Annotated in this window: 19 protein-coding genes; 10 read left to right on the top strand and 9 right to left on the bottom strand. The window is 66.8% G+C overall.

What is annotated here, in order from left to right:
• Nucleotides 1-135: 135 nt before the first annotated feature.
• From bamA to pyrH, 7 genes are all read right to left on the bottom strand, one after another.
• Nucleotides 136-2,556 carry an outer membrane protein assembly factor BamA gene (gene bamA, locus ACVCMB_RS07000; protein WP_395119737.1) on the bottom strand — a complete coding sequence of 807 codons (2,421 nt, stop codon included), beginning with the start codon at nt 2,554-2,556 and terminating at the stop codon, nt 136-138.
• Nucleotides 2,557-2,751: 195 nt separating this feature from the next.
• Nucleotides 2,752-4,098 (bottom strand): RIP metalloprotease RseP, encoded by a 1,347-nt coding sequence (gene rseP / locus ACVCMB_RS06995; protein WP_395119736.1) that lies wholly within the window; start codon nt 4,096-4,098, stop codon nt 2,752-2,754.
• Between the two features lie 36 nt (nt 4,099-4,134).
• Nucleotides 4,135-5,310 (bottom strand): 1-deoxy-D-xylulose-5-phosphate reductoisomerase, encoded by a 1,176-nt coding sequence (locus ACVCMB_RS06990; RefSeq protein WP_447106501.1) that lies wholly within the window; start codon nt 5,308-5,310, stop codon nt 4,135-4,137.
• A 2-nt stretch (nt 5,311-5,312) separates the two neighbouring features.
• Complete coding sequence (locus ACVCMB_RS06985) at nt 5,313-6,128, bottom strand: phosphatidate cytidylyltransferase (RefSeq protein WP_395119734.1); 816 nt, start codon at nt 6,126-6,128, stop codon at nt 5,313-5,315.
• Between the two features lie 9 nt (nt 6,129-6,137).
• A complete protein-coding gene (gene uppS, locus ACVCMB_RS06980) occupies nt 6,138-6,878 on the bottom strand; it encodes a polyprenyl diphosphate synthase (protein ID WP_395119733.1) in 741 nt (246 codons plus the stop codon).
• 17 nt (nt 6,879-6,895) lie between these two features.
• Complete coding sequence (gene frr / locus ACVCMB_RS06975; RefSeq protein ID WP_395119732.1) at nt 6,896-7,453, bottom strand: ribosome recycling factor; 558 nt, start codon at nt 7,451-7,453, stop codon at nt 6,896-6,898.
• Between the two features lie 69 nt (nt 7,454-7,522).
• A complete protein-coding gene (pyrH, locus tag ACVCMB_RS06970; protein WP_395119731.1) occupies nt 7,523-8,239 on the bottom strand; it encodes a UMP kinase in 717 nt (238 codons plus the stop codon).
• A 116-nt stretch (nt 8,240-8,355) separates the two neighbouring features.
• On the opposite strand from pyrH, the gene ACVCMB_RS06965 reads away from it, so the two are divergent.
• Complete coding sequence (locus ACVCMB_RS06965) at nt 8,356-8,949, top strand: hypothetical protein (RefSeq protein ID WP_395119730.1); 594 nt, start codon at nt 8,356-8,358, stop codon at nt 8,947-8,949.
• 165 nt (nt 8,950-9,114) lie between these two features.
• Here ACVCMB_RS06965 and tsf read toward each other — a convergent pair whose 3' ends face one another.
• Both tsf and rpsB read right to left on the bottom strand, forming a co-directional pair.
• Nucleotides 9,115-9,996, bottom strand: coding sequence for a translation elongation factor Ts (gene tsf / locus ACVCMB_RS06960; RefSeq protein ID WP_395119729.1), 882 nt, complete (start codon nt 9,994-9,996; stop codon nt 9,115-9,117).
• 99 nt (nt 9,997-10,095) lie between these two features.
• Nucleotides 10,096-10,956: a 30S ribosomal protein S2 gene (gene rpsB / locus ACVCMB_RS06955; protein WP_395119728.1), complete on the bottom strand. Its 861-nt coding sequence runs from the start codon at nt 10,954-10,956 to the stop codon at nt 10,096-10,098.
• Between the two features lie 315 nt (nt 10,957-11,271).
• On the opposite strand from rpsB, the gene map reads away from it, so the two are divergent.
• The 9 genes from map (at nt 11,272) to pheT (ending at nt 22,471) form a co-directional block, all read left to right on the top strand.
• Entirely contained in the window at nt 11,272-12,036 is a 765-nt protein-coding gene (map, locus tag ACVCMB_RS06950; RefSeq protein WP_447098382.1) for a type I methionyl aminopeptidase, read from the top strand.
• 126 nt (nt 12,037-12,162) lie between these two features.
• A complete protein-coding gene (glnD, locus tag ACVCMB_RS06945; RefSeq protein WP_447099967.1) occupies nt 12,163-14,796 on the top strand; it encodes a [protein-PII] uridylyltransferase in 2,634 nt (877 codons plus the stop codon).
• Nucleotides 14,797-14,857: 61 nt separating this feature from the next.
• Nucleotides 14,858-15,307: a CopD family protein gene (locus ACVCMB_RS06940; protein ID WP_447106500.1), complete on the top strand. Its 450-nt coding sequence runs from the start codon at nt 14,858-14,860 to the stop codon at nt 15,305-15,307.
• 195 nt (nt 15,308-15,502) lie between these two features.
• A complete protein-coding gene (thrS, locus tag ACVCMB_RS06935; RefSeq protein WP_395119724.1) occupies nt 15,503-17,404 on the top strand; it encodes a threonine--tRNA ligase in 1,902 nt (633 codons plus the stop codon).
• Between the two features lie 44 nt (nt 17,405-17,448).
• A complete protein-coding gene (gene infC, locus ACVCMB_RS06930) occupies nt 17,449-17,973 on the top strand; it encodes a translation initiation factor IF-3 (RefSeq protein WP_395121221.1) in 525 nt (174 codons plus the stop codon).
• Nucleotides 17,974-18,270: 297 nt separating this feature from the next.
• On the top strand, nt 18,271-18,468 hold the full coding sequence (gene rpmI, locus ACVCMB_RS06925) for a 50S ribosomal protein L35 (RefSeq protein WP_395119723.1): 198 nt from the start codon (nt 18,271-18,273) through the stop codon (nt 18,466-18,468).
• A gap of 11 nt (nt 18,469-18,479) precedes the next feature.
• Entirely contained in the window at nt 18,480-18,839 is a 360-nt protein-coding gene (gene rplT, locus ACVCMB_RS06920; RefSeq protein WP_136257363.1) for a 50S ribosomal protein L20, read from the top strand.
• Nucleotides 18,840-18,936: 97 nt separating this feature from the next.
• On the top strand, nt 18,937-19,932 hold the full coding sequence (gene pheS, locus ACVCMB_RS06915) for a phenylalanine--tRNA ligase subunit alpha (RefSeq protein WP_395119722.1): 996 nt from the start codon (nt 18,937-18,939) through the stop codon (nt 19,930-19,932).
• Nucleotides 19,933-20,038: 106 nt separating this feature from the next.
• On the top strand, nt 20,039-22,471 hold the full coding sequence (gene pheT / locus ACVCMB_RS06910; RefSeq protein WP_447106499.1) for a phenylalanine--tRNA ligase subunit beta: 2,433 nt from the start codon (nt 20,039-20,041) through the stop codon (nt 22,469-22,471).

The raw sequence follows: 22,471 nt of genomic DNA, 5'->3' as shown, positions 1-22,471 counted from the left end.
GTGCGCGTCATTGTAGGGCGTGGCACCGCACGACGCAGGTGTGCCCGGACGACGAAAAAGAAAACGCGGCATCGCCGCGTTTTCCTTCGATACGCCGGCAGCTCCGCACGTGGCGGCGCCCGCACCGGCCGATGGTCAGAACTGGCTGCCGAAGGTGAACTGGATGCGCTCCTCGTAATGACCGTCCGACGGCTGCGAGCGGAACGGCACGGCCAGGCTGATGATCAGCGGGCCGATCGGCGCCTGCCAGTGCAGCGATACGCCGGCCGAGGCGCGCAGCGTGCTGGCGTCGAAGCTCTGGTAATCCCGGTAGACGTTGCCGACGTCGGTGAACAGCGACACGCGCGCGGTGTTGATGTCCTTCAGGAACGGCAGCGGCAGGTACAGCTCGGCGGTGCCCAGCACCTTGAACGAGCCGCCGATCGGTTGCGCCCAGTAGGCGCCCAGGCAGTTGCCGCGCGCGTCCGGCGAGCTGCCGTCGATGCACACGCGCGGGCCCAGGGTGTTGTCCTGGAAGCCGCGCACGTCGCGCACGCCGCCGGCGGAGAAGTTGGCGAAGAACGGGAAATCCTGGCGCAGGTCGGGCATCACGTAGCCTGCGCCGCGCTGCGCTTCGGTGGCGGCCTTGAGCACGGCGAACTGGTCGTCGCTGATGCCGTTCTTGCCATAGGTCTTGCCGTAGCCCACCTGGCCGTCCAGGTAGAGCACGAAGCCCTTGCCGATCGGCCAGTAATGGTTGGCCTCGGCGGTGAGCTTCCAGTACTGCACGGTGGAGCCGGGCAGGGCGACATCCGCCTGGGCCTGCAGCAGGCCGCCGCGGGTGGGCGCCCAGAAGCCGTTGCGGGTGTCGTGGTTCCAGCCCAGCGTGCCGGTCCACGAATGGATCGTCTTGTTGCCGAGCTGGTTCTGGTAGTCGATCAGGTCCCGCGGGCTGTAGCCGGGGAACAGGTTGACCTTGTTGCTGCTGATGCCCAGGCCCACGCGCACGCCGTCGGTTTCGCTGATCGGGATGCCCAGGTAGGTGGAGAAGCCCTTGGCGCTGGTGCTGTAGTTGGCGTAGTCGGTGTTGCCGTAGTCGGTCTTGGAATAGTTGACGCTGTAGCCGATGCCGATGCCGTTGTCGGTCAGGTACGGGTTGTAGTAGTTGGCGCCGAAACTGGTCTGGTAGGTGCTGCGCGAGCCGCTCACCGAGAAGCTGTCGCCACTGCCGAACAGGTTGTTCTGGCTCAACGAGGCGTTGAGGATGATGCCGGCGTACTGCGAGTAGCCGATGCCGAACTGCATGCTGCCGGCGGCCTGCTCCTCGACCTTGACGCTGACGTCGACCTGGTCCTGCGAGCCGGGCACCAGTTTCTTGTCGATGTCGACCTTCTTGAAGTAGCCCAGCCGCTGCAGGCGGATCTTCGAGCGGTCGATCGCGGCCTGCGAGTACATGGAGCCTTCGAGCTGGCGCATCTCGCGACGCAGCACGTTGTCCTCGGTCTTGGTGTTGCCGGAGAAGATCACGCGGCGCACGTACACGCGCTGGCCCGGCTCGACGTACATGGTCAGGTCGACCGTGTGCTTGTCCTTGTCCAGCTTCGGGATCGGCGTGACCTTGGCGTAGGCATAGCCGATGTTGGACAGCACCGCCTTGATCGCCTTGCTGGAGTTCTCGATCGCGCCGCGGTTGAAGATGTCGCCTTCCTTGACGAACACCAGCTGGCGCATCGTCTTTTCCGGCAGGATCAGGTCGCCGAGCAGCTTGACGTCGGTGACCTTGTAGATGTCGCCTTCCTTGATGCTGGCGTCGATGTACATGTTGCGCTTGTCCGGCGAGATGCTGACCTGGGTCGAATCCACGCCGAAATCCGCGTAACCGCGGTTCATGTAGTAGGACTGCAGCTTCTCCAGGTCGCCGGAAAGCTTCTCGCGCGAGTACTGGTCATTCTTGGAGTACCACGACATCAGGTTCGGTGTGCCGGACTCGAAATCGTCGCGGATCTGCTTGTCGGTGTAGGCGTGGTTGCCGAGGATGTTGATCTCGCGGATCTTGGCGGCCTTGCCCTCGCGGATCTCGATGTCGATGGCGACACGGTTGCGGTCGAGCCGGGTCACGTGCGGCTCGACCGACACGTTGTACTTGCCGCGGTTGTAGTACTGCCGGATCAGCTCCTGCTGCACGCCGTCGATGGCCAGCCGGTCGAAGGTCTCGCCTTCGGAGATGCCGGTCTGCTTGAGGCCCTTCTTCAGATCGTCGGTCTTGATGTCGTGGTTGCCGCGGATGTTGAGCTTGGCGATGGACGGCCGCTCGACCACCTTGATCACCAGGATGTTGCCGTCGCGGTCGAGCTCCACGTCGCTGAAGAACTTGGTCTGGTACAGCGCGCGGATGGCGCGTGCCGCCTCGGCGTTGGTGAGCCGGTCGCCCTTGTTCACCGGCAGGTAGTTGTACACCGTGCCGGCCGCGATGCGGCTGAGGCCGTCGATGCGGATGTCCGAGATCACGAAGGGCTCGAACGCGTACGCGTTGGCGGCAAGGGAGGCAAGCAGGATCAGCGCGGCGATACGCTTCATCGTCGGTTCCGTTGGGTTAGTTTGACGGGGCGGCCAGCGCGGCCGCTCCGTCAACGCATGCGGCGGGGGATGAGCCCGTCGCGAAAAGGGGCGCTGCATTCCAGCGGGAGTTGTCGCGGACCGCGTCGGCCCGGGCAAGCACGGCCGGCGCAGTCTGGCGGATCGCCAGGTGGTCGAGGGCGATGGCGATGCGCATCACGACAGCAGGGTTCGCTGGATGTCGTTGAATAGCGTCCATCCGACCAGGCTGAACAGCAGGACCAGACCGATGTACTGGCCGATGATCATGGCCTGTTCGCTGACCGGGCTGCCCTTGACCAGTTCGATCAGATAATACAGCAGGTGCCCGCCATCGAGGACCGGGATCGGCAGCAGGTTCAGGATCGCCAGGCTCAGCGACACCATCGCCAGGAACTGCAGGAACCACGCCAGCCCCATCTGCGCCGACGCATTGGCGTACTGGGCGATGCCGATCACGCTGGAGATGTTCTTGGTCGAGGCGTGCCCGCTGAGCATCTCCCCGATCATGCCGAAGGTCTGCCGGGTATTGCGCCAGGTGGTGGCGAACGCGGCGCCCAGTGCGCGCGCCGGCGAGTACTGCACGGTGGCCGGCTCCGGTGGCGGCGGGGCGACGCCCAGCATCCACTTCGCCGGCTGGTCGCCGAGCGACTCCCATGTCGCGGTGACCGCGAGGGTCAGCAGCCGGCCGTCGCGCAGCACGCCGATCGACAGTCGCGGCGATGTGGCCGCCGCCGATTGCACCAGCTTGCCGAGGCTGTCGAAATCGCCCACCGGCTGGCCGTTGATGCTGACGATGCGATCGCCGCCCTGGATGCCGCCCAGGGCCGCCGGTTGCCCGGGCTTGACCGTGCCGGCGATCGCCGGCGGCGGCGCCAGGCGCAAGCCGAGCTTGCCGAAGTACTGGTCGATCGGCTGGCCGGCCGGCAGACGGTCCAGCGGCAGCACGAGTTCGCGGGTCTGGCCGTCGGCGTGGCGCACCGTCAGCGGCAGCGGGGTCAGCGCCAGCAGCGCGTTGCCCACCGCGTCCATCGAATCGCTCCAGGTGGAGACCTGGCGCCCGTTGACGCTGAGGATGCGGTCGCCCGGCTGGATGCCTGCCTCGGCGGCGATGCTGTCCGGCGTGGCGGTGACGATCGGCGCGTAGTCGCTCCGGCCGAGCATGAACATCAGCCACAGCGCGGCGATGGTGAAGATCACGTTGAAGCCCGGCCCGGCCGCCACGATGGCGATGCGTTTCCACACCGATTTGCCGGTGAACTCCTGGTCGCGCAGGGCCGGGTCGACCTCGCCCTCGCGCGCGTCCAGCATCTTCACGTAGCCGCCCAGCGGGATCGCCGCGATCCAGTATTCGGTGCCGTCGCGGCCGATGCGCTTCCAGATCGCCTTGCCGAAGCCGATCGAGAACCGCAGCACCTTGACCCCACAGCGCCGCGCGACCCAGTAGTGGCCGAACTCATGGAAGGTCACCAGCACGCCGAGCGTGACCAGCAACCAGAACACCGAGCCGAAAAAGGAAGTCATCAAGTACCGCAGCGGAAAGTCATCGGGACAAGAATATCAGCAAGCCCTGCGCAGTACGCGCCGGGCCGCCTCGCGGGCCGCCCGGTCGCGCTCGAGCAGGGTCGGGATATCGACCACCGGCTGCGCCGGCAGTTCCGCAAGCACCGCCTCGACCACGTCGGCGATCGACAGGAACGCCAGCGTGCCGGCGAGGAAGGCCTCCACCGCCACCTCGTTGGCCGCGCTCAGCACGGTCGGGGCATCGCCACCGGCGCGCAGCGCCTGGAAGGCCAGCGCCAGGCAGCGGAAGGTGGCCAGATCCGGCGCCTCGAACTGCAGCGGCGCGCAGGCGGCGAGGTCGAGCGGGGTGACCCCGGACTCGACCCGCTCCGGCCAGGCCAGCGCGTGGGCGATCGCGGTGCGCATGTCCGGGTTGCCCAGTTGCGCCAGCACGGAGCCGTCGACGTAGTCGACCATCGAGTGGATCAGGCTCTGCGGATGCACCACCACCTCGATAGCCTCGACCGGCGCGGCGAACAGGTGATGCGCCTCGATCACCTCCAGCCCCTTGTTCATCAGGGTGGCCGAGTCGACCGAGATCTTGCGGCCCATGACCCAATTGGGATGCTTGCAGGCCTGGTCGGGCGTGACATGCGCCAGCTCGGCGCGGCTGCGGCCGCGGAACGGGCCGCCGGACGCGGTCAGGATCAATCGGCGCACGCCACTGCGGGCCAGTGCGGGGCGACCGCCCGGCAGGCACTGGAACAACGCGTTGTGCTCGGAGTCGACCGGCACCAGCACCCCGCCACCGCGCTCGACCGCCTGCAGCAGCAGCGGGCCGGCCATCACGATGGACTCCTTGTTGGCCAGCAGCAGCCGCTTGCCGGCCTGCGCGGCGGCCAGGGTCGACTCCAGCCCGGCGGCGCCGACAATGGCCGCCACCACGGTGTCGCACAGGTTGCCGGCCGCCGCGGTGACCAGCGCGTCCGGGCCGCTGGCGACGTCGCAGCGCACCCCGGCGTCGACCAGGCGCCGGGCCAGTTCGCGCTCGTGCGCGGGATCGGCGACGATGGCCAGGTCCGGCCGGTGACGAGCGCACAGTTCGACCAGCGCCTCGACGCGGTGGTTCGCGGTGAGCACGCTGGCGCGGAACCGCTCCGGATGGCGCGCGATCACGTCCAGCGTGCTGCCGCCGATCGAGCCGGTGGCACCAAGGACAGCGACCGTGCGCATCGTCACAACTGCAGCAGCCACAAGCCGGCGGCGAAAATGGGCAGTGCCGCGAACACGCTGTCCAGTCGATCCATCAGGCCGCCATGGCCGGGAAAGATGCTGCCCGAATCCTTCACCTGGGCATGCCGCTTGAGCAGGCTCTCGAACAGGTCGCCGACGATAGAAATGGACACGGTGGCCGCCGCCAGCAGCGCCAGCGCCAGCAACCGCACATCACGCACGTCGAGCAGCCAGGCGCCGACCAGCGCCAGCAGCACGCCGGCGACCAGCGCGCCGTAGGCGCCGGCCCAGGTCTTGCCCGGGCTGATATGCGGCGCCAGCTTGCGCTTGCCGAAGGCGCGGCCGGCGGCGTAGGCGCCGATGTCCGAGGCCCACACGATCATCAGCGCCAGCAAGGTCCACCACGGGCCGTGCGGCGAGTGGCCATGGATGCGGACCAGGGCGACCCAGGCCGGAAAGATCACGAATGCGCCGGCCAGCAGTTTCAGCGCGGTGTTGTCGCGCGTGGGCGCGGCGGCGAACGCGAAGTGGCGCAGCCACAGGCAGGCCACCAGCCACCATGCCACACCAGCGACCAGCAGCCAGTCGAGCCACGCGCTGTCGCGCGCCAGCCAGAGCAGCACGAACACGCCGGCGGCCACGATCAGCAAGGCCACCCGGGCACGGCCATGCAGGCCGCTCAGCTGGGCCCATTCCCCCCATGCCGCCAGGAAAGCCACGGCCACGATCACGCCGAAGACGCCGGTCGGCGGCAGCAGGACGATCAGGATCGCCAGCGGCGCGAGCACCAGGGCGGTGAGAATGCGCTGAAGCAGCATGGAAATCCTCTAGGGGGCAGGGGCCAGCTGCGCGCTGGTGCGGCCGTAGCGGCGCTCGCGCGAAGCGTAGTCGGCGATGGCCTCGCGCAGGCAAGCCTGGTCGAAATCGGGCCACAACGTATCGGTAAAGTACAGCTCGGCGTAGGCGACCTGCCACAACAGGAAGTTGCTGATGCGGCGTTCGCCGCCGGTGCGGATGAACAGGTCCAGCGGCGGCAGCTCGGCCAGGCTCATCCACTGGCCCAGCCGTGATTCGTCGATCTCGTCGGCGCGCAACTCGCCATGCGCGACTGCCGCGGCAGCGTGGCGACAGGCCTGCACGATGTCCCAGCGGCCGCCGTAACTCACCGCGATATTCAGTTGCAGCGCCGCGTTGCCGGCGGTGCGGTCCGTCGCCGCGCGCATGCGCTGGCGCAGCGGCTCGTCGAAGCTGTCCAGGTCGCCGATGAAGCGCAGGCGCACGCCGTGGCCGTGCAGTTCCTCCACTTCTTTGTCCAGCGCGCGCACGAACAGGTTCATCAGCGCGCTGACCTCGTCCTGCGGGCGCTGCCAGTTTTCGCTGGAGAAGGCGAACAGGGTCAGCACCGGCACGCCTTCGCGCAGGCAGGCTTCGATCACCTCGCGCACCGCGCGGCGCCCGGCGTTGTGGCCGAAGCTGCGCGGACGGTGCCGGGCGCGGGCCCAGCGCCCGTTGCCGTCCATCACGATGGCGACATGGCGGGGAACCCGGGCAGCCGTGGCGGCCGGCATGCGGGGTGCGATGGCGCTCAGAGCGCCATCAGCTCCTCTTCCTTGGCCTTGACCACGGTATCGACGTCCTTGACCGCGCGATCGGTGAGCTTCTGGATCTCGTCGTCGAAACGGCGATCCTCGTCCTCCGTGATCTGCTTGTCCTTGAGCAGGTCCTTGACCTGCTGCAGGGCATCGCGGCGCACGTTGCGGATGGCGATCTTGGCGTTCTCGCCCTCATGGCCCACGTGCTTGGCCAGCTCCTTGCGACGCTCCTCGGTGAGCGCGGGCATGTTGAGCCGGATCACGGTGCCGGCGGTGGTCGGCGTAATGCCGATGTCCGATGCCATCAGGGCCTTCTCGATCGGCGCCACCATGTTTTTTTCCCACGGCGTGATGAGGATGGTGCGCGCATCGGCCAGCGTCACGGACGCGACCTGCGACAGCGGCGTTTCCGCGCCGTAATAGCTGACCTTGATGTGGTCGACCAACGTGGTGCTGGCGCGGCCGGTGCGGATACGCGTGAGGTCGTGCTTGAGCGAGTCGATGCTCTTGCCCATGCGGGCCTGGGCATCGTTCTTGATGTCGTTGAGCATGTGTCGTACCCCGGTGAATCTGGCAACGCGTGATTATAGCAGTGGCGGGCGTCGCCCCCGCGGGCCGACTCAGCCGACCAGCGTGCCGATCGACTCGCCGCCCATGATGCGCATCAGGCTGCCGGGCACGCTCATGTCGTAGATGCGCAGCGGCATGCCGTGGTCGCGGCACAGCGCGATCGCGGCGGTGTCCATCACTTGCAGGTTGCGCTGGATCACTTCCTCGTAGCTCAGCCGCTCGTAGCGGATGGCGTGCGCGTCACGGGCGGGATCGGCGCTGTAGACGCCGTCGACCTTGGTGGCTTTGAGCAGCAGGTCGGCGCCGACTTCCACGGCGCGCAGCGCCGCGGCCGAGTCGGTGGTGAAGAACGGATTGCCGGTGCCGGCAGCGAACAGCACGATGCGGCCCTTCTCGATGTGGCGGATCGCGCGGCGGCGGATGTAGTCCTCGGCCACGTCGTGGATCTGGATCGCGCTCATCACCCGCGCATAGCCGCCACGCTTCTCGATCGCATCGGCCATCGCCAGCGCGTTCATCACGGTGGCGAGCATGCCCATGTGGTCGCCGGTGACGCGATCCATGCCGGCCGCGGCCAGGCCGGCGCCGCGGAAGATGTTGCCGCCGCCGATCACCACGCCCACTTCCACGCCGGCGCGGCGCACCTCGATGATCTCCTCGGCGAGCCGGCCGATCACGTTCGGATCAATGCCGTAGTCGGCCTCGCCCATCAGCGCTTCACCGGAGAGCTTGAGCAGGATGCGGTGGTACTTGGGCTGGGTGCTCATGGGTTCTCCGGATTGTGGGGGCAAACCGCCACATTGTAGCGGCAGAGCCGCTCTCGGGTAAGCTTGCGTCGGTCGATTGAAGTCGCCGTGACGGATTCGGTTCAAGGAGCGAACGGGTGGGGTGGAACACGCTTTATTACGGGGTCCCGGCGCCGTCGCGCGGGCGACGCATCGCCATCCACGGCACGCTGATCGTGATGGCCCTGGCGTTCTACGGCGGCTGGATCGACTTCCTGCCCGAGCCGTGGGTGGAACGATCCAGCTTCTACGTGGCGCTGGTGCTTGGCGTGGCGGTCACGGTGTGGCTCGCGTGGGTCAATCTCACCGGACGCAACGAAGCCTATCAGGGCGGTACCGCCAAAATGCTCCTGGCGGCACCGTTCTGCGCTGCCTTGGCTGCAGGCTTCATCTGGTGCGCGCTGGCGCATGGGGTGGCGGGCGGGGTCACGCGAATGCTGGGCGATGCCGCATTCCTGCCGCCGGTGCAGATGCACACCGTTCACCGCCGGCGGCGCCGGGAATGCGACTACCAGTTGAGGGGCGGCCCCATGACCGGCTTCCTGTTCGACCACCTTTGCACCAGTTCGGCCTATTACGAGGCCCATCCGCGCCATCGCGTGGAGGTGGCGCTGGGAGGCTTTCGCGGGCGGCTGGGGTTCTACGTCACGCAGTTCGGCCATCGTCGCGACCTGGGCGCCTACCGGGATTGACCGCGACAACGAAAAGGGCCGCGGTTTCCCGCGGCCCCTGGTTCGAAGCACCCGCTCTTTCTGAAAGTCCGGCCATGGCGAGGGCATGGATGCCCGAGGTGAGGCAACGCAGGAGCGGTTGCCCGATGGCCGGTCTTTGCCGTCAGGGATGACGGGTACTTCGGATTACCTCAAGCCTGCCTGCTTCATGACTTCGGCGGCGAAATCCTCTTCCACCTTCTCGATGCCTTCGCCGACGGCCAGGCGGACGACCGAGATGACGTCGGCGCCTTCCTTCTTCAGCGCCTCGGCGACCGTGACGTTGGTGTCCAGCACGTAGGGCTGGCCCAGCAGGGTGACTTCGGAAACGATCTTGTGGATCTTGCCGCTGATGATCTTCTCCAGGATCTCGGCCGGCTTGGCCTTGTCCTTCTCGGACATCAGGCTCAGCGCGATTTCCTTCTCCTTGGCGACGAACTCGGCCGGCACGTCCTCGGCGCGGACGTGCGCCGGGTTCATCGCCGCCACGTGCATGGCGATGCCTTTGGCCAGCTCCTCGGAGCCGCCCTTGAGCGACACCAGCACGCCGATGCGACCGCCATGGATGTAGTTGCCGATCACGCCGTCGTTCTCGATGCGGGCCATGCGGCGCACGTCGATCTTCTCGCCGATGGTGGCGATCAGCGCCTTGGCCGCGTCCTCGACGGTGCCGCCGCCGGGATAGGCGGCTGCCTTGAGCGCGTCGATATCGGCGGCGCCGGACTTCAGCGCGACTTCGGCGACGGCGTCGCTGAACTTCAGGAAGCTCGCGTCCTTGCCCACGAAGTCGGTTTCGCAGTTGATCTCGACCAGTACGGCCTTGCCGCTGGCCTGGTCGGTGACGATGCGGCCTTCGGCGGCGATGCGGCTGGCTTTCTTGTCGGCCTTGGCGAGGCCGGACTTGCGCAGCCACTCCATGGCGGCGTCGAGGTCGCCGTTGTTCTCCACCAGCGCCTTCTTGCATTCCATCATGCCGGCACCGGACCGCTCGCGCAGCTCCTTCACCATCTGGGCGGAAATATTGCTCATCGGTAGTTCTCCAATGCTTGGATGGCGCGACGGCAAGCAAACGCCGTCACGCGTTGATCTCGGCAGCCTGGCGGCGGTCGGCGACCGCCGCCTCGGCGCTTACTTGGCGGGCGCGCCTTCGTTGCGCGGGCCACGGCCGCCGTCGCGACCGCCGTCGCGGCGCGGCGCGGACTTGCGCGGGGCAGCCTCGCGGCGCGGGCGATCGACCTTGGCCACCGGGTTGCCTTCCTCGTCCAGCTCGACGAAGTCGTTGCCGTCGCCCTGGGCGGCGGCCGGCGCGGCGGCCTTGCCTTCGAGGATCGAGTCGGCGGCGGCGCGGGCATACAGCTGGATCGCGCGGATCGCGTCGTCGTTGCCCGGGATGGCGTAGTCGACCAGCTCCGGGTTGTAGTTGGTGTCGACCACGGCGATCACCGGGATGCCGAGCTTCTTGGCTTCCTGCACGGCGATGTCTTCGTGGCCGATGTCGATCACGAACAGCGCGTCGGGCAGGCGGTTCATGTCCTTGATGCCGCCCAGCGAGGCCTGCAGCTTGTCGCGCTCGCGGCGACGGGCCAGCACTTCGTGCTTGACCAGCTTGTCGAAGCTGCCGTCGGTCTCGGCTGCTTCCAGCTCCTTCAGGCGCGAAACGGACTGCTTCACGGTGCGGAAGTTGGTCAGCATGCCGCCGAGCCAGCGCGAGGTGACGAACGGCATGCCGGCGCGGGCAGCCTCTTCGGCCAACGGCTCGCGGGCCGAACGCTTGGTGCCGACGAACAGGATGGTGCCGCGCTTCTGCGCCAGGCCCGACAGGAAATTCATCGCGTCGGTGAACAGCGGCAGGGTCTTTTCGAGATTGATGATGTGGATCTTGCCGCGGGCACCGAAGATGTACGGGGCCATCTTGGGATTCCAGTAACGGGTCTGATGACCGAAATGGACGCCGGCTTCCAGCATCTGACGCATGGTGACTTGTGCCATGGGTGTCGCTCCGATTGTCGGTTCCCTCGAGAAGGAACCTGGGGGTTGGGACCTCCACGCATCCCCGGCTTCGACCGCGACTGGCCCGATTTTGACGGCGGGTGAGGCGCGGCACCCCGAAGGCGGTGCCGATGCGTGTGTGGCGTTGGTTTGGGTGTTGTACCGCTGGGCGTTACAATCCCGGCTCGCTTTGCGTGGATCGACTCCCGCTCGGGAGGCATCAGCCCTGCAAAACTCCGAAATTGTAGCCGGTACGCCGGCGGTGCGGCAAGTCTCTGGATTTCAAGGAGTTCTGTCGCCACATGAGTGGAATCCATGGCCATTACCCTGAAATCTCCCGAAGACCTTGAAGGCATGCGCGTCGCCGGCAAGCTGGCTGCCGAAGTGCTGGCCATGCTCAAGGAGTACGTCAAGCCCGGCGTCACCACCGAGGAGTTGGACCGCCGCGCCTACGAGCACATCGTCAACGTGCAGAAGGCGATTCCCGCCAACGTCGGCTATCACGGCTTCCCCAAGACCCTGTGCACCTCGGTCAACCACGTGATCTGCCACGGCATCCCGAGCGAGGGCAAGGTGCTCAAGGACGGCGACATCGTCAACCTCGACGTCACCGTGATCAAGGACGGCTGGCACGGCGACACCAGTCGCATGTACGTCGCCGGCACCCCGTCGGTGCTGGCCAAACGGCTGGTGGATACGACTTTCGAGGCGATGATGCGCGGCATCGAGGCGGTGCGTCCCGGCGCCACGCTTGGGGATATCGGCCACGCCATCCAGCAGCATGCCGAGGCGGCCGGTTTCAGCGTGGTCAAGGAGTACTGCGGCCACGGCATCGGCAAGGTCTATCACGACGAGCCGCAGGTGCTGCATTACGGCAAGCCCGGCACCGGCGTCGAGTTGAAGAAGGGCATGACCTTCACCATCGAGCCGATGATCAACGCCGGCAAGCCGCAGACGCGCCAGATGCCCGACGGCTGGACCGTGGTGACCAAGGACCATTCGCTGTCCGCCCAGTGGGAACACACCCTGGCGGTGACCGACGACGGTTTCGAGATCCTCACGCCCTGGCCGGATGCGTGAAGCAGGAGTGAGTGGGGAGGAGTGAGAAAAGAGAGCCGGACGCGCGGCGTCGGCGCCGGATGCCATGCAGACATGGCAGACTGCCTTCTCTCATTCCGCACTCCTCTCCACTCACTTCTCGCTCCAATGAATTCAGCGCTCCCTCCCTTGCCGCGCCTGCCCGTGGCAGTGCCGCGCTCCGGCGTTTCGGCCGAGGCGCGGCGGGCGTTGCGGCAGTTGCTGGAGGATGTGGATCGCGGGTTGGCTACGGCGTTTCGCGACGGCATGGACGCCAGTGCGTTGGCGCGGCGGCGCGGCGAGTCGGTGGCGCGGGTGGTTGCGCATGTGTGGGCAGCCTGCCTCGGTGAGGTAGCCGGCGCGGCGCTGTTCGCGATTGGCGGCTTTGGCCGCGGCCTGCTGTTTCCGTACTCGGATGTGGACCTGCTGGCGCTGGCGGCGGCACCCGAGCCTGCGCGCCTGCGGGCACTGGAGCAGTTCTTCGCTACGTTGTGGGACATCGGCCTGAAAGTGGGCCACGCCGTGCGCGAACCAGCGCAATGCCGGGCGCTGGCCGCGCAGGACGCCAGCGTATTCACCAGCCTGCTCGACGCGCGACGGCTGGCCGGCGATCCGGCCTTCGATGCGCAACTGCGGGGCATCGTTGACGACCCGGCGTTGTGGCCGCCGCGCGAATACCTCGCCGCCCGGCTGGCCGAGCGCAACGCGCGGCACGCCCGTTACGACGACACTGCCTACAACCTCGAACCGAACCTCAAGGACGGGCCCGGCGGCCTGCGTACGCTCGACTCGCTGCGCTGGATGGGGCGACGCCTGGCGCACGCGGACGGGTTGTCGGGGATGGTCGCCGAGGGGCTGCTCGATCCGGCCGAGCAAGCCCAGCTGGAACAAGCCGAATCGACGCTGCGCCGTTACCGCTATGCCCTGCATCTGGAAGCGGGACGGGCCGAGGAGCGGCTGCTGTTCGACTATCAGCAGGCGCTGGCCGCACGCCTGGGATTCCAGGACGAGCACGAGAAGAACCTCGGCGTCGAACAGTTCATGCAGGGCTACTACCGCGCAGCCAGCCAGGTCGAGCGGCTAGGCGTGCAGGTGGCCGAGCGCTTCGAGGAGATGCTGGAGCCTCCCGCGGCGGAGCAGCCGGTGGGCGACGATTTCGTGCGCTACGGCGCGCGCCTGGCCGCGCGCGATCCGGAATTGTTCATGCGCCGGCCCGCGGCGCTGGTGGAGATTTTCATCGCCCGGCTGGAGCAGTCCGGCGTGCTGGGCTTCAGCGCCGACACCATGCGCCGCATCCATCAGGCGACCGACGCCCATGGCGCGGCGCTGGCCCGGGACGAGGAGGTACTGGCCGCGTTCCTGCGCCTGTTGCGGCGAGGTGCGCCGGCGGTGGAGGCGTTGTGGCGGATGAACCGGCACGGCCTGCTGGCGGCGATCCTGCCGGCGTTCGGCAAGGTGTTCGGGCGCATGCAGTACGACCTGTTCCATGTCTACACGGTCGACGAACACACCTTGCGCGTGTTGCGCAACATGGCGCGCTTCGCCGAGCCGGCGGCACGGGGCGAGTTCCCGCTTGGCTGCGAGATCTGGGCCATGCTGCCCAAGCCCGAGGTGCTGCTGCTGGCGGCGTTGTTCCACGACATCGCCAAGGGTCGCGGCGGCGACCATTCGGTGCTGGGCGAACAGGATGCGCGGGATTTCTGCACGCGGCTGGGCCTCCCCTCCGGCGACGTCGAACGGGTCGCCTGGCTGGTGCGCCATCACCTGCTGATGAGCACCACGGCGCAACGTCAGGACATCACCGATCCCGAGGTGGTGCACCGCTTCGCCGAGACGGTGGGCGAGCGGGAGCAGCTCGGCCAGCTCTACCTGCTGACCATTGCCGACATCATCGGCACCAGCCCGCGCCTGTGGAACAGCTGGAAGGATCGCCTGCTGGCCGATCTCTGCACCAGCACCCGCCATGCCCTGCGCAGCGACGTCGAGTTGCCGCGCGACGCCGGCGTGCGCGTGCGCGAATGCAGCGCGCAGGCGCTGGCGCGGCTGCAGGAGGATGGCTTCGACGAAGCCCGGGTGCGGCAGGTCTGGGGGGATTTTCCGCAACTCAGCTTCCTGCGCCATCGGCCCGAGCAGATCGCGTGGCAGACCGCGGCGATCCTGCGCGCGCAGGGTGCGGTGCCGCTGGTCGCGGTGGAACCGTTGTCGGTACGCGGCAGCACCGAGCTGTTCGTCTACACGCCCGATCGGGACGGCCTGTTCGCCACCGTGACGGCGATGCTGGATCGGCTGCGCTTTTCGGTGATGGAGTCGCGCATCCTCAGCTCGCCCACCGGCATGGCGCTGGATACCTTCCTGTTGCTCGAAGCCGACAGCCAGCAACCGGCCAGTCCCGCGCGTGCCGAAGAGTTGCAGCAGCGCCTGCAGCGCGCACTCGCGCAAGCGGTGGGCGTGCAGCCGAGCAAGCGCAGCATGTCGCGCCATCAGAAGCATTTCCAGGTGACGCCGAAGATCAGCTTCCATGCCGCCGGCGGCCGCACCCAGTTGGCGTTGGCGGGGACCGACCGGCCCGGTCTGCTGGCGGCGGTGGCGCAGGTGATGCTGAGCGAGGACGTACGCGTGCACGACGCACGCATCGCCACCTTCGGCGAGCGGGTGGAGGACTTCTTCCTGCTGACCGACCGCGCCAACGCGCCGCTCGATGCGCAGCACCAGCAGCGCCTGCTGCAGGCGTTGCTGGCGCGGATCGGTCCCGCGCGCGAGTGAAGCCGGCGGCTCGCGCTATCATGCCCGCCGCTGCGCGAGGCAGCGGCCACGCCCATTCGTCATGACCTATCTGTTGATCAAATCGTTGCACCTGCTGTTCGTGATCGCCTGGATGGCCACGGTGTTCTACCTGCCGCGCATCCTGGTGAACATGGCCGAAGCGGCGAATGAGCCGGCGGTGCAGGCGCGGCTGCAGCTGATGGGGCGTCGGCTGTACAAGTTCGGCCACAACATGTTCGGCATCGCGTTCCTGTTCGGCCTGGTGCTGTGGCAGGGTTGGCGGGTATTCCCGCAGAGCCTGCCGAACGTGGCCTCCGGCACGCACTGGATCGACGCCAAACTGACCCTCGTCGCGTTGTTGCTGATCTACTTCACCTGGGCCGGGCGATTGCTCAAGCGCAGCGCAAAGGGCCTTGCGTTGCCCTCGGCGCGCACGTTGCGCTGGCTCAACGAGCTGCCGGTGCTGTTGCTGCTGGGCGTGATCTGGCTGGTGCTGGCCAAGCCGTTCTGAGGCTCTCCGCGACGCGCACGATCTGGGCTAGACTAGGATTTCGGCACCATCCACGAGACCAAGGTGGCCCGCGCTTGCGCCGGCCGAGTGTGCGACATGACGACTACGCGCTGCCACGACTGACCGCCACCACGCCTTCGTTTGTCAAAGAAAGGGCGTCAAGCCCTTTTTTGCTTTTCAAGAGAAGCTTTCGCGATGATCGAGATTACGCTCCCCGACGGCAGCAAGAAGCCGTTCGAACACCCCGTCACCGTGCAGGACGTGGCCGCTTCGATCGGCGCCGGCCTGGCCAAGGCCACGCTGGCCGGCAAGGTCGACGGCAAGCTGGTCGACGCCAGCTTCCCGATCGAACACGATGCCAGCCTGCAGATCGTCACCGAGAAGAGCCCGGAGGCGCTGGAGATCCTGCGCCACTCCACCGCGCACCTGATGGGCCAGGCCGTGCAGCGGCTGTTTCCCGGCGCGCAGGTCACCATCGGCCCGGTGATCGACAACGGCTTCTACTACGACTTCGCCTACGAACGCCCGTTCACGCCCGAGGATCTGCCGAAGATCGAGGCGGAGATGCACAAGATCGTGGCCGAGCAATTGCCGGTCACGCGCAGCGTGAAATCACGCGACGAGGCGGTGGCGTTCTTCCGCGGCCTGGGCGAGAACTACAAGGCCGAGATCATCGAGGGCATCCCGGCCGACCAGGATCTGTCGCTGTATTCACAGGGCGAATTCACCGACCTGTGCCGGGGGCCGCACGTGCCGAACACCGGCAAGCTGCATTCGTTCAAGCTGATGAAGGTGGCTGGCGCGTACTGGCGCGGCGACTCGAGCAACGCGATGCTCAGCCGCATCTACGGTACCGCCTGGCTCAACGACAAGGACCTGAAGGCCTACCTGTTCCAGCTGGAAGAGGCCGAGAAGCGCGACCATCGCAAGATCGGCAAGCAGCTGGACCTGTTCCACCAGCAGGAAGAGAGCCCCGGCATGGTGTTCTGGCACCCGAACGGCTGGGCGATCTGGCAGCAGGTCGAGCAGTACATGCGCGGCGTGTACCGCAGCAGCGGTTACCAGGAGGTGCGTTGCCCGATGGTGCTGGACGTGTCGTTGTGGAAAAAGTCGGGGCACTGGGACAATTACAAGGAGAACATGTTCTTCACCGAGTCGGAGAAGCACACCTTCGCGCTGCGCCCGATGAACTGCCCTGGCCACGTGCAGATCTTCAATGAGGGCCTGCGCAGCTACCGCGACCTGCCGCTGCGCTATGGCGAGTTCGGCGGCTGCCATCGCAACGAGCCGTCCGGCGCGCTGCACGGCATCATGCGCGTGCGCGCGTTCACCCAGGACGACGGCCACATCTTCTGCACGCCCGGGCAGATCGAGCCGGAGGTCACCGCCTTCCACCGGCAGGCGATGCAGGTCTACGCCGATTTCGGCTTCGACAAGATCGAGGTGGCTCTGGCGCTGCGTCCGGACCAGCGCATCGGCGACGACGAGGTATGGGATCGGGCCGAGGCCGCGCTGCGGGGTGCCTTGGCGGCTGCCGGGGTAACCTGGACCGAGCTGCCGGGCGAGGGCGCCTTCTACGGCCCCAAGATCGAGTACCACATGCGCGATTCGATCGGCCGCGACTGGCAGGTCGGCACCATGCAGGTGGATTTCATGATGCCCGAGCGGCTGGGCGCCGAATACGTGGACGAGCACTCCCAGAAGCAGCATCCGGTGATGCTGCACCGGGCCATTGTGGGGTCCATGGAGCGTTTCATCGGCATCCTGATCGAGCACCATGCCGGCCTGCTGCCGACCTGGCTGGCACCGGTCCAGGCGATGGTGTTCAGCATCACCGATGCGCAGGCCGGTTACGTTCGCGAGGTCACGCAAGCCCTTGTCGACAAAGGTTTCCGGGTACAATCGGATTTGCGCAACGAGAAAGTCGGCTATAAAATCCGCGAACATACGATGCAGAAAGTGCCTTATCTGCTCGTGGTCGGCGACCGCGAGAAAGAGACGGGGGCGGTTTCTGTCCGTACCCGTTCCGGCGAGGATCTGGGCAGCATGCCGCTGGCCGATTTCATCGGGCGACTGGAGACCGAAACCCGGCGTTGAACGCCGAACGGTCTGTTTCATCACTTCTTCTGGAGGATCGTGGTATCGCAACCACCGACAACAAGGGCAATCGTCGCAACCTGGAAATCCGCGTGCCGCGGGTGCGTGTCATTGGCGCAGATTCCGAGCAACTCGGCATCCTGACCCGTGACGAAGCGCTGGCGCTGGCGCAGGAAGCCGGCATGGATCTGGTCGAGATCCAGCCCAATGGCGATCCGCCCGTATGCCGCATCATGGATTACGGCAAGTTCAAGTTCGAAGCCCAGAAGAAAGCCCAGGCCGCCAAGAAGAAGCAGAAGCAGGTCGAGATCAAGGAAGTGAAGTTCCGTCCGGTCACGGACGTGGGCGACTACCAGATCAAGCTGCGCAACATGCTTCGCTTCCTGGAAGAGGGCGACAAGGTCAAGGTCACCATCCGCTTCCGCGGCCGCGAGATGTCGCACCAGGATCTCGGCCAGAACCTGGCCCGCAAGATCCAGGAAGACGTCGGCGACAACGGCCAGGTCGAGTCGTACCCCCGGCTCGAAGGGCGCCAGATGGTCATGATGATCGGGCCCAAGAAGAAATAGGCTGTTCGCGTTTGCGGGAGCTCGCTCGCGGGCAATGCTCCTTTTGCCGTGTCTCCCGGAGCGGCCGCCCTCAATTGGGTAGCGGGCAAGCCCCGTGCCCTCTCCCCAATCCTCTCCCGAGGGGAGAGGAGGCACGCGTCGGCACTTCGTGCTGGCGTTTGACCTTTTGAACCCGTATGATTACGGGTTCGACCCGCCGGAAGGGTCGTGCACCGGTCATGGCAGGACGGAAAGAGCAACCCGCGGTTGCCGCCAGATCAGTCAGAAACGGGATCATTCCCACTCAAGGAGCATTCCATGCCCAAGATCAAGACCAACCGGGCGGCTGCGAAGCGTTTTCGCAAGACCGCATCCGGCAAGATCAAGTGCGGCCACGCATACAAGTCGCACATCCTGACCAAGAAGTCGACCAAGCTGAAGCGTGGTCTCCGTGCCCCGAACCACCTCAAGGCGTGCGACGCGCCGGGCGTGGCTCGCATGCTGCCGTACTTGTGAGGAGATAGACCATGGCTCGTGTAAAGCGTGGTGTCACCGCTCGTCGTCGTCACAAGACCATCATCGGCCGCGCCAAGGGCTACTACAACGCCCGCCGCAAGGTCTTCCGCGTCGCCAACCAGGCCGTCATCAAGGCTGGTCAGTACGCCTATATCGGCCGCAAGCAGCGCAAGCGCCAGTTCCGTGCACTGTGGATCGTGCGCATCAACGCTGCCGCGCGCATGTTCGGGCTGTCCTACAGCCGTCTGATCAATGGGCTGAGCAAGGCCGGCATCACCGTCGACCGCAAGGTCCTGGCTGATATCGCCGTGCATGACATCAAGGCGTTTGGGGCCATCGCTGACAAGGCGAAGGCCGCCCTGGCTGCTTGATCGTCGCTTGCGACGATAGAATGTGAATCAAGCGGGGAGGAGGCCACACGCCTCCTCCCCGTTTTCGTTTTTGCACGTCCGAACCGGGACCGCACCGATGGATGATCTGGAACGCCAGGCCGCGCAGGCGCTGGCTGGCATCGAACAGGCCGAGACGCTGGATACGCTGGAGTCCCTGCGCGTGGGCCTGCTGGGCAAGAGCGGCATCGTGACCGCCGCGCTGAAGACCCTGGGCACCCTGGCGCCCGAGCAGCGCAAGGCGCGCGGTGCCGAAGTGAACCGTGTCAAGGAGCGCCTCGTCGACGCACTGGCGACACGCAAGGCCGTGCTGGAACAGGCCGAGCTCGACCATCGGCTTGCCTCCGAGGCGATCGACATTTCGCTGCCCGGCCGCGATGGCGAGCGCGGCGGCATTCACCCGATCACCCGCGCGCTGGAACGCATCGCGTCGATTTTCGCGCGGCTCGGCTATCAGCGCGCCGACGGCCCCGAGATCGAGGACGACTGGCACAACTTCGAGGCGTTGAACTTCCCGCCGCACCATCCGGCGCGCGCGATGCACGACACCTTCTACTTCGGCGACGGCCGTCTGCTGCGCACGCATACCTCGCCGGTGCAGATCCGCACGATGGCCGGTCGCCAGCCGCCGATCCGCATCATCGCGCCGGGCAAGGTCTACCGCAGCGATTCGGACCAGACTCACTCGCCGATGTTCCATCAGATCGAAGGCCTGCTGGTTGACGAGACTTCCAGTTTCGCCGACCTCAAGGGCACCCTGGCCGAGTTCATCCGCGCGTTCTTCGAACGCGATTTCGAGATGCGTTTCCGCCCCAGCTATTTCCCCTTTACCGAGCCTTCGGCCGAGGTCGACATCCGCTGGGAGACCGAGGATGGCCAGAGCCGCTGGCTGGAGGTGCTCGGCTGCGGCATGGTGCATCCGAACGTGCTGAAGAACTGCGGCATCGATCCGGAGCGCTACACCGGCTTCGCCTTCGGCCTCGGTGTGGAGCGCTTCGCCATGCTGCGCTACGGCGTCTCCGACCTGCGTGCGTTCTTCGAGAACGATCTGCGGTTTCTCAGGCAGTTTGCATGAACGGGAATCGGGAATGGAGAGCAGGGAATCGTAGAGGCGGCCTCGGTGCCGTGGTTTTTGCCTTTCCCATTCCCGATTCCCGATTCCCCATTCCCGGATCCAAACCATGAAATTTTCCGAAAACTGGTTGCGTGAACTGGTCGAGGTCAAGGCTGACCGTGCGGCATTGGCGCATGCGCTGACCATGGCCGGGCTGGAGGTGGAAGAGCTCACGCCACTGGGCGAGGGCTTGGCCGGCGTGGTGGTGGCCGAAATCGTCGCAGCCGAAAAGCATCCGCAGGCCGACCGGCTGCAGGTGTGCAAGGTCGATGCAGGGCAGGGCGAGCCGCTGCAGATCGTCTGCGGTGCGCCGAACGCGCGGGTGGGCATCAAGGTGCCGCTGGCCACCGTTGGTGCGCAGTTGCCCGGCGATGTTTCGATCAAGGCGGCCAAGCTGCGCGGCGTCGAGTCGTTCGGCATGCTTTGCTCGGCGAAGGAATTGGGCATCGATGCCGATGCCTCCGGCCTGCTGGAACTGCCGCTGGATGCGCCGGTGGGCCAGCCGCTGGCTGCCTACCTCGGCCTGCCCGATGCCAGCTTCGAACTGAAGCTCACCCCGAATCGCCCCGATTGCCTCGGCCTGGTCGGCCTGGCGCATGACGTGGCTGCGCTGTTCGGCAGTCACGTGAAGACCGTCGCGCAGGCAGAGGTGCCCGTGAGCAGCGAAGCGCGCCGCGGCATCCGCCTGGAGGCGGGCAAGGATGCGCCGCGCTATCTCGGTCGCATCATCGAAGGCATCGACCTGGCGGCAAAAACGCCGTTGTGGCTGGCCGAGCGCCTGCGCCGAGCCGGCCTGCGCCCGATCAACGCGGTGGTCGACGTCACCAATTACGTGATGCTGGAACTGGGCCAGCCGCTGCACGCGTTCGACAACGACACGCTGGACGGCGACATCGTGGTGCGCCATGCGCGCGCCGGCGAGACACTGAAGCTGCTCGATGGCAGCGAAGCAAAGCTGGATGACGGCTTCGTGCTGATCGCCGATGAGAAGAAAGCGCTGGCGGTGGCCGGCGTGATGGGCGGTCACGACTCGCGCGTCACCGACGCCACGCGCAACGTGTTCCTGGAGTCCGCGCACTTCGCCCCGGCCGCGATCATGGGCCGCGCGCGCAAGCTGGGCTTGCACACCGACGCCTCGCACCGCTTCGAACGCGGCGTCGATCCGGGCTTGCCGCGTCGCGCGCTGGAGCGCGCCAGCGAACTGCTGCTGGCGATCGCCGGCGGGCAGGCCGGCCCGGTGCTGGTGGCCGAGAACGCCGCCGACCTGCCGCAGCCGGTGCCGGTGACCTTGCGCCGAGCACGCCTGAAACGCGTGCTCGGGGTGGACGTGGCCGACGCCGAGGTGGCACGCATCTTCACCGCGCTGGGCATGCGGGTGGAAACGATCGGCGATGGCTGGCGGGTCACCGCGCCGAGCAGCCGCTTCGACATCGAGCGCGAGGAAGACCTGATCGAGGAGGTCGCGCGCATCTTCGGCTACGACAAGATTCCCACCCATTCGCCGTCCGGCGCGCTGGTGCTGGCGATCGAGCCCGAAGCGCGCATCAACGAGCTGGCGCTGCGCGAGCAATTGGCGGCACGGGGTTACCACGAAGCCGTCAACCTGTCGTTCGTGGCGGCCGAGTTGCTCTCCCGCTGGGGCTTCAACGAACAACTGGTGCCGCTGGCCAATCCGCTGTCGGCCGACCTGGCGGTGATGCGCCCCTCGCTGCTGCCGGGCCTGGTCGAGGCGTTGCGGCACAACCGCGCACGCCAGCAGGGTCGCGTGCGCCTGTTCGAAGTGGCGCGGGTGTTCCGGCAAGGCGCGGCCGGGTGCGAGGAGCCGGGCATCCACGGCCTGACGCATCCGCAGGCCGGCGAACCACCGATGGAAACCCCCAGCCTGGCCGTCGTGGCCAGCGGCAACGCGCGCGCCGAGCAATGGGGCGAGCCGTCGCGCCTGCTCGATTTCCACGATCTCAAGGGCGACCTGGATACGCTGATCGCCTGGGGCGGCGAGCCGGAGCGCTGGTCGATCCATGCCGATGAGCTGCCGTCCTGGCTGCATCCGGGCCGCGGCGCCCGGGTCGCGCGCGACGGCGAGACGGTCGGCTATCTCGGCGCCCTGCACCCCCGGCTGGCGCGGGAGCTCGATCTGGGCCCCGACGTGCATGTGCTGGAGGTGGCGCTGGAGCCGCTGCTGGCCCGCCGCCTGCCCCGGGCGACCGCGATCCCGCGATTTCCTGCGGTGCGCCGCGATATCGCGATGGATTTGCCGGAAAGCGTCAGCTGGTCACGGATCGAGCACACCGTTCGCGGCACGCTGGGCGCGCGGTTGCGGGAGCTGCGGCTGTTCGACCGCTACAGCGGCAAAGGCGTCGAAGCAGGCCGAAAGAGTCTCGCTATGGGCTTGATTTTGCAGGACGCTTCACGCACCCTTACAGACGACGACGCGGATCACTGGGTACGCGAAGCGGTGAACGCGTTGGAGCAGACATGCCAGGGGAAACTGCGAGGATGA

This window comes from Rhodanobacter sp. UC4443_H10, from assembly GCF_052978325.1.
This window is presented reverse-complemented; position numbering and strand designations above follow the sequence as displayed.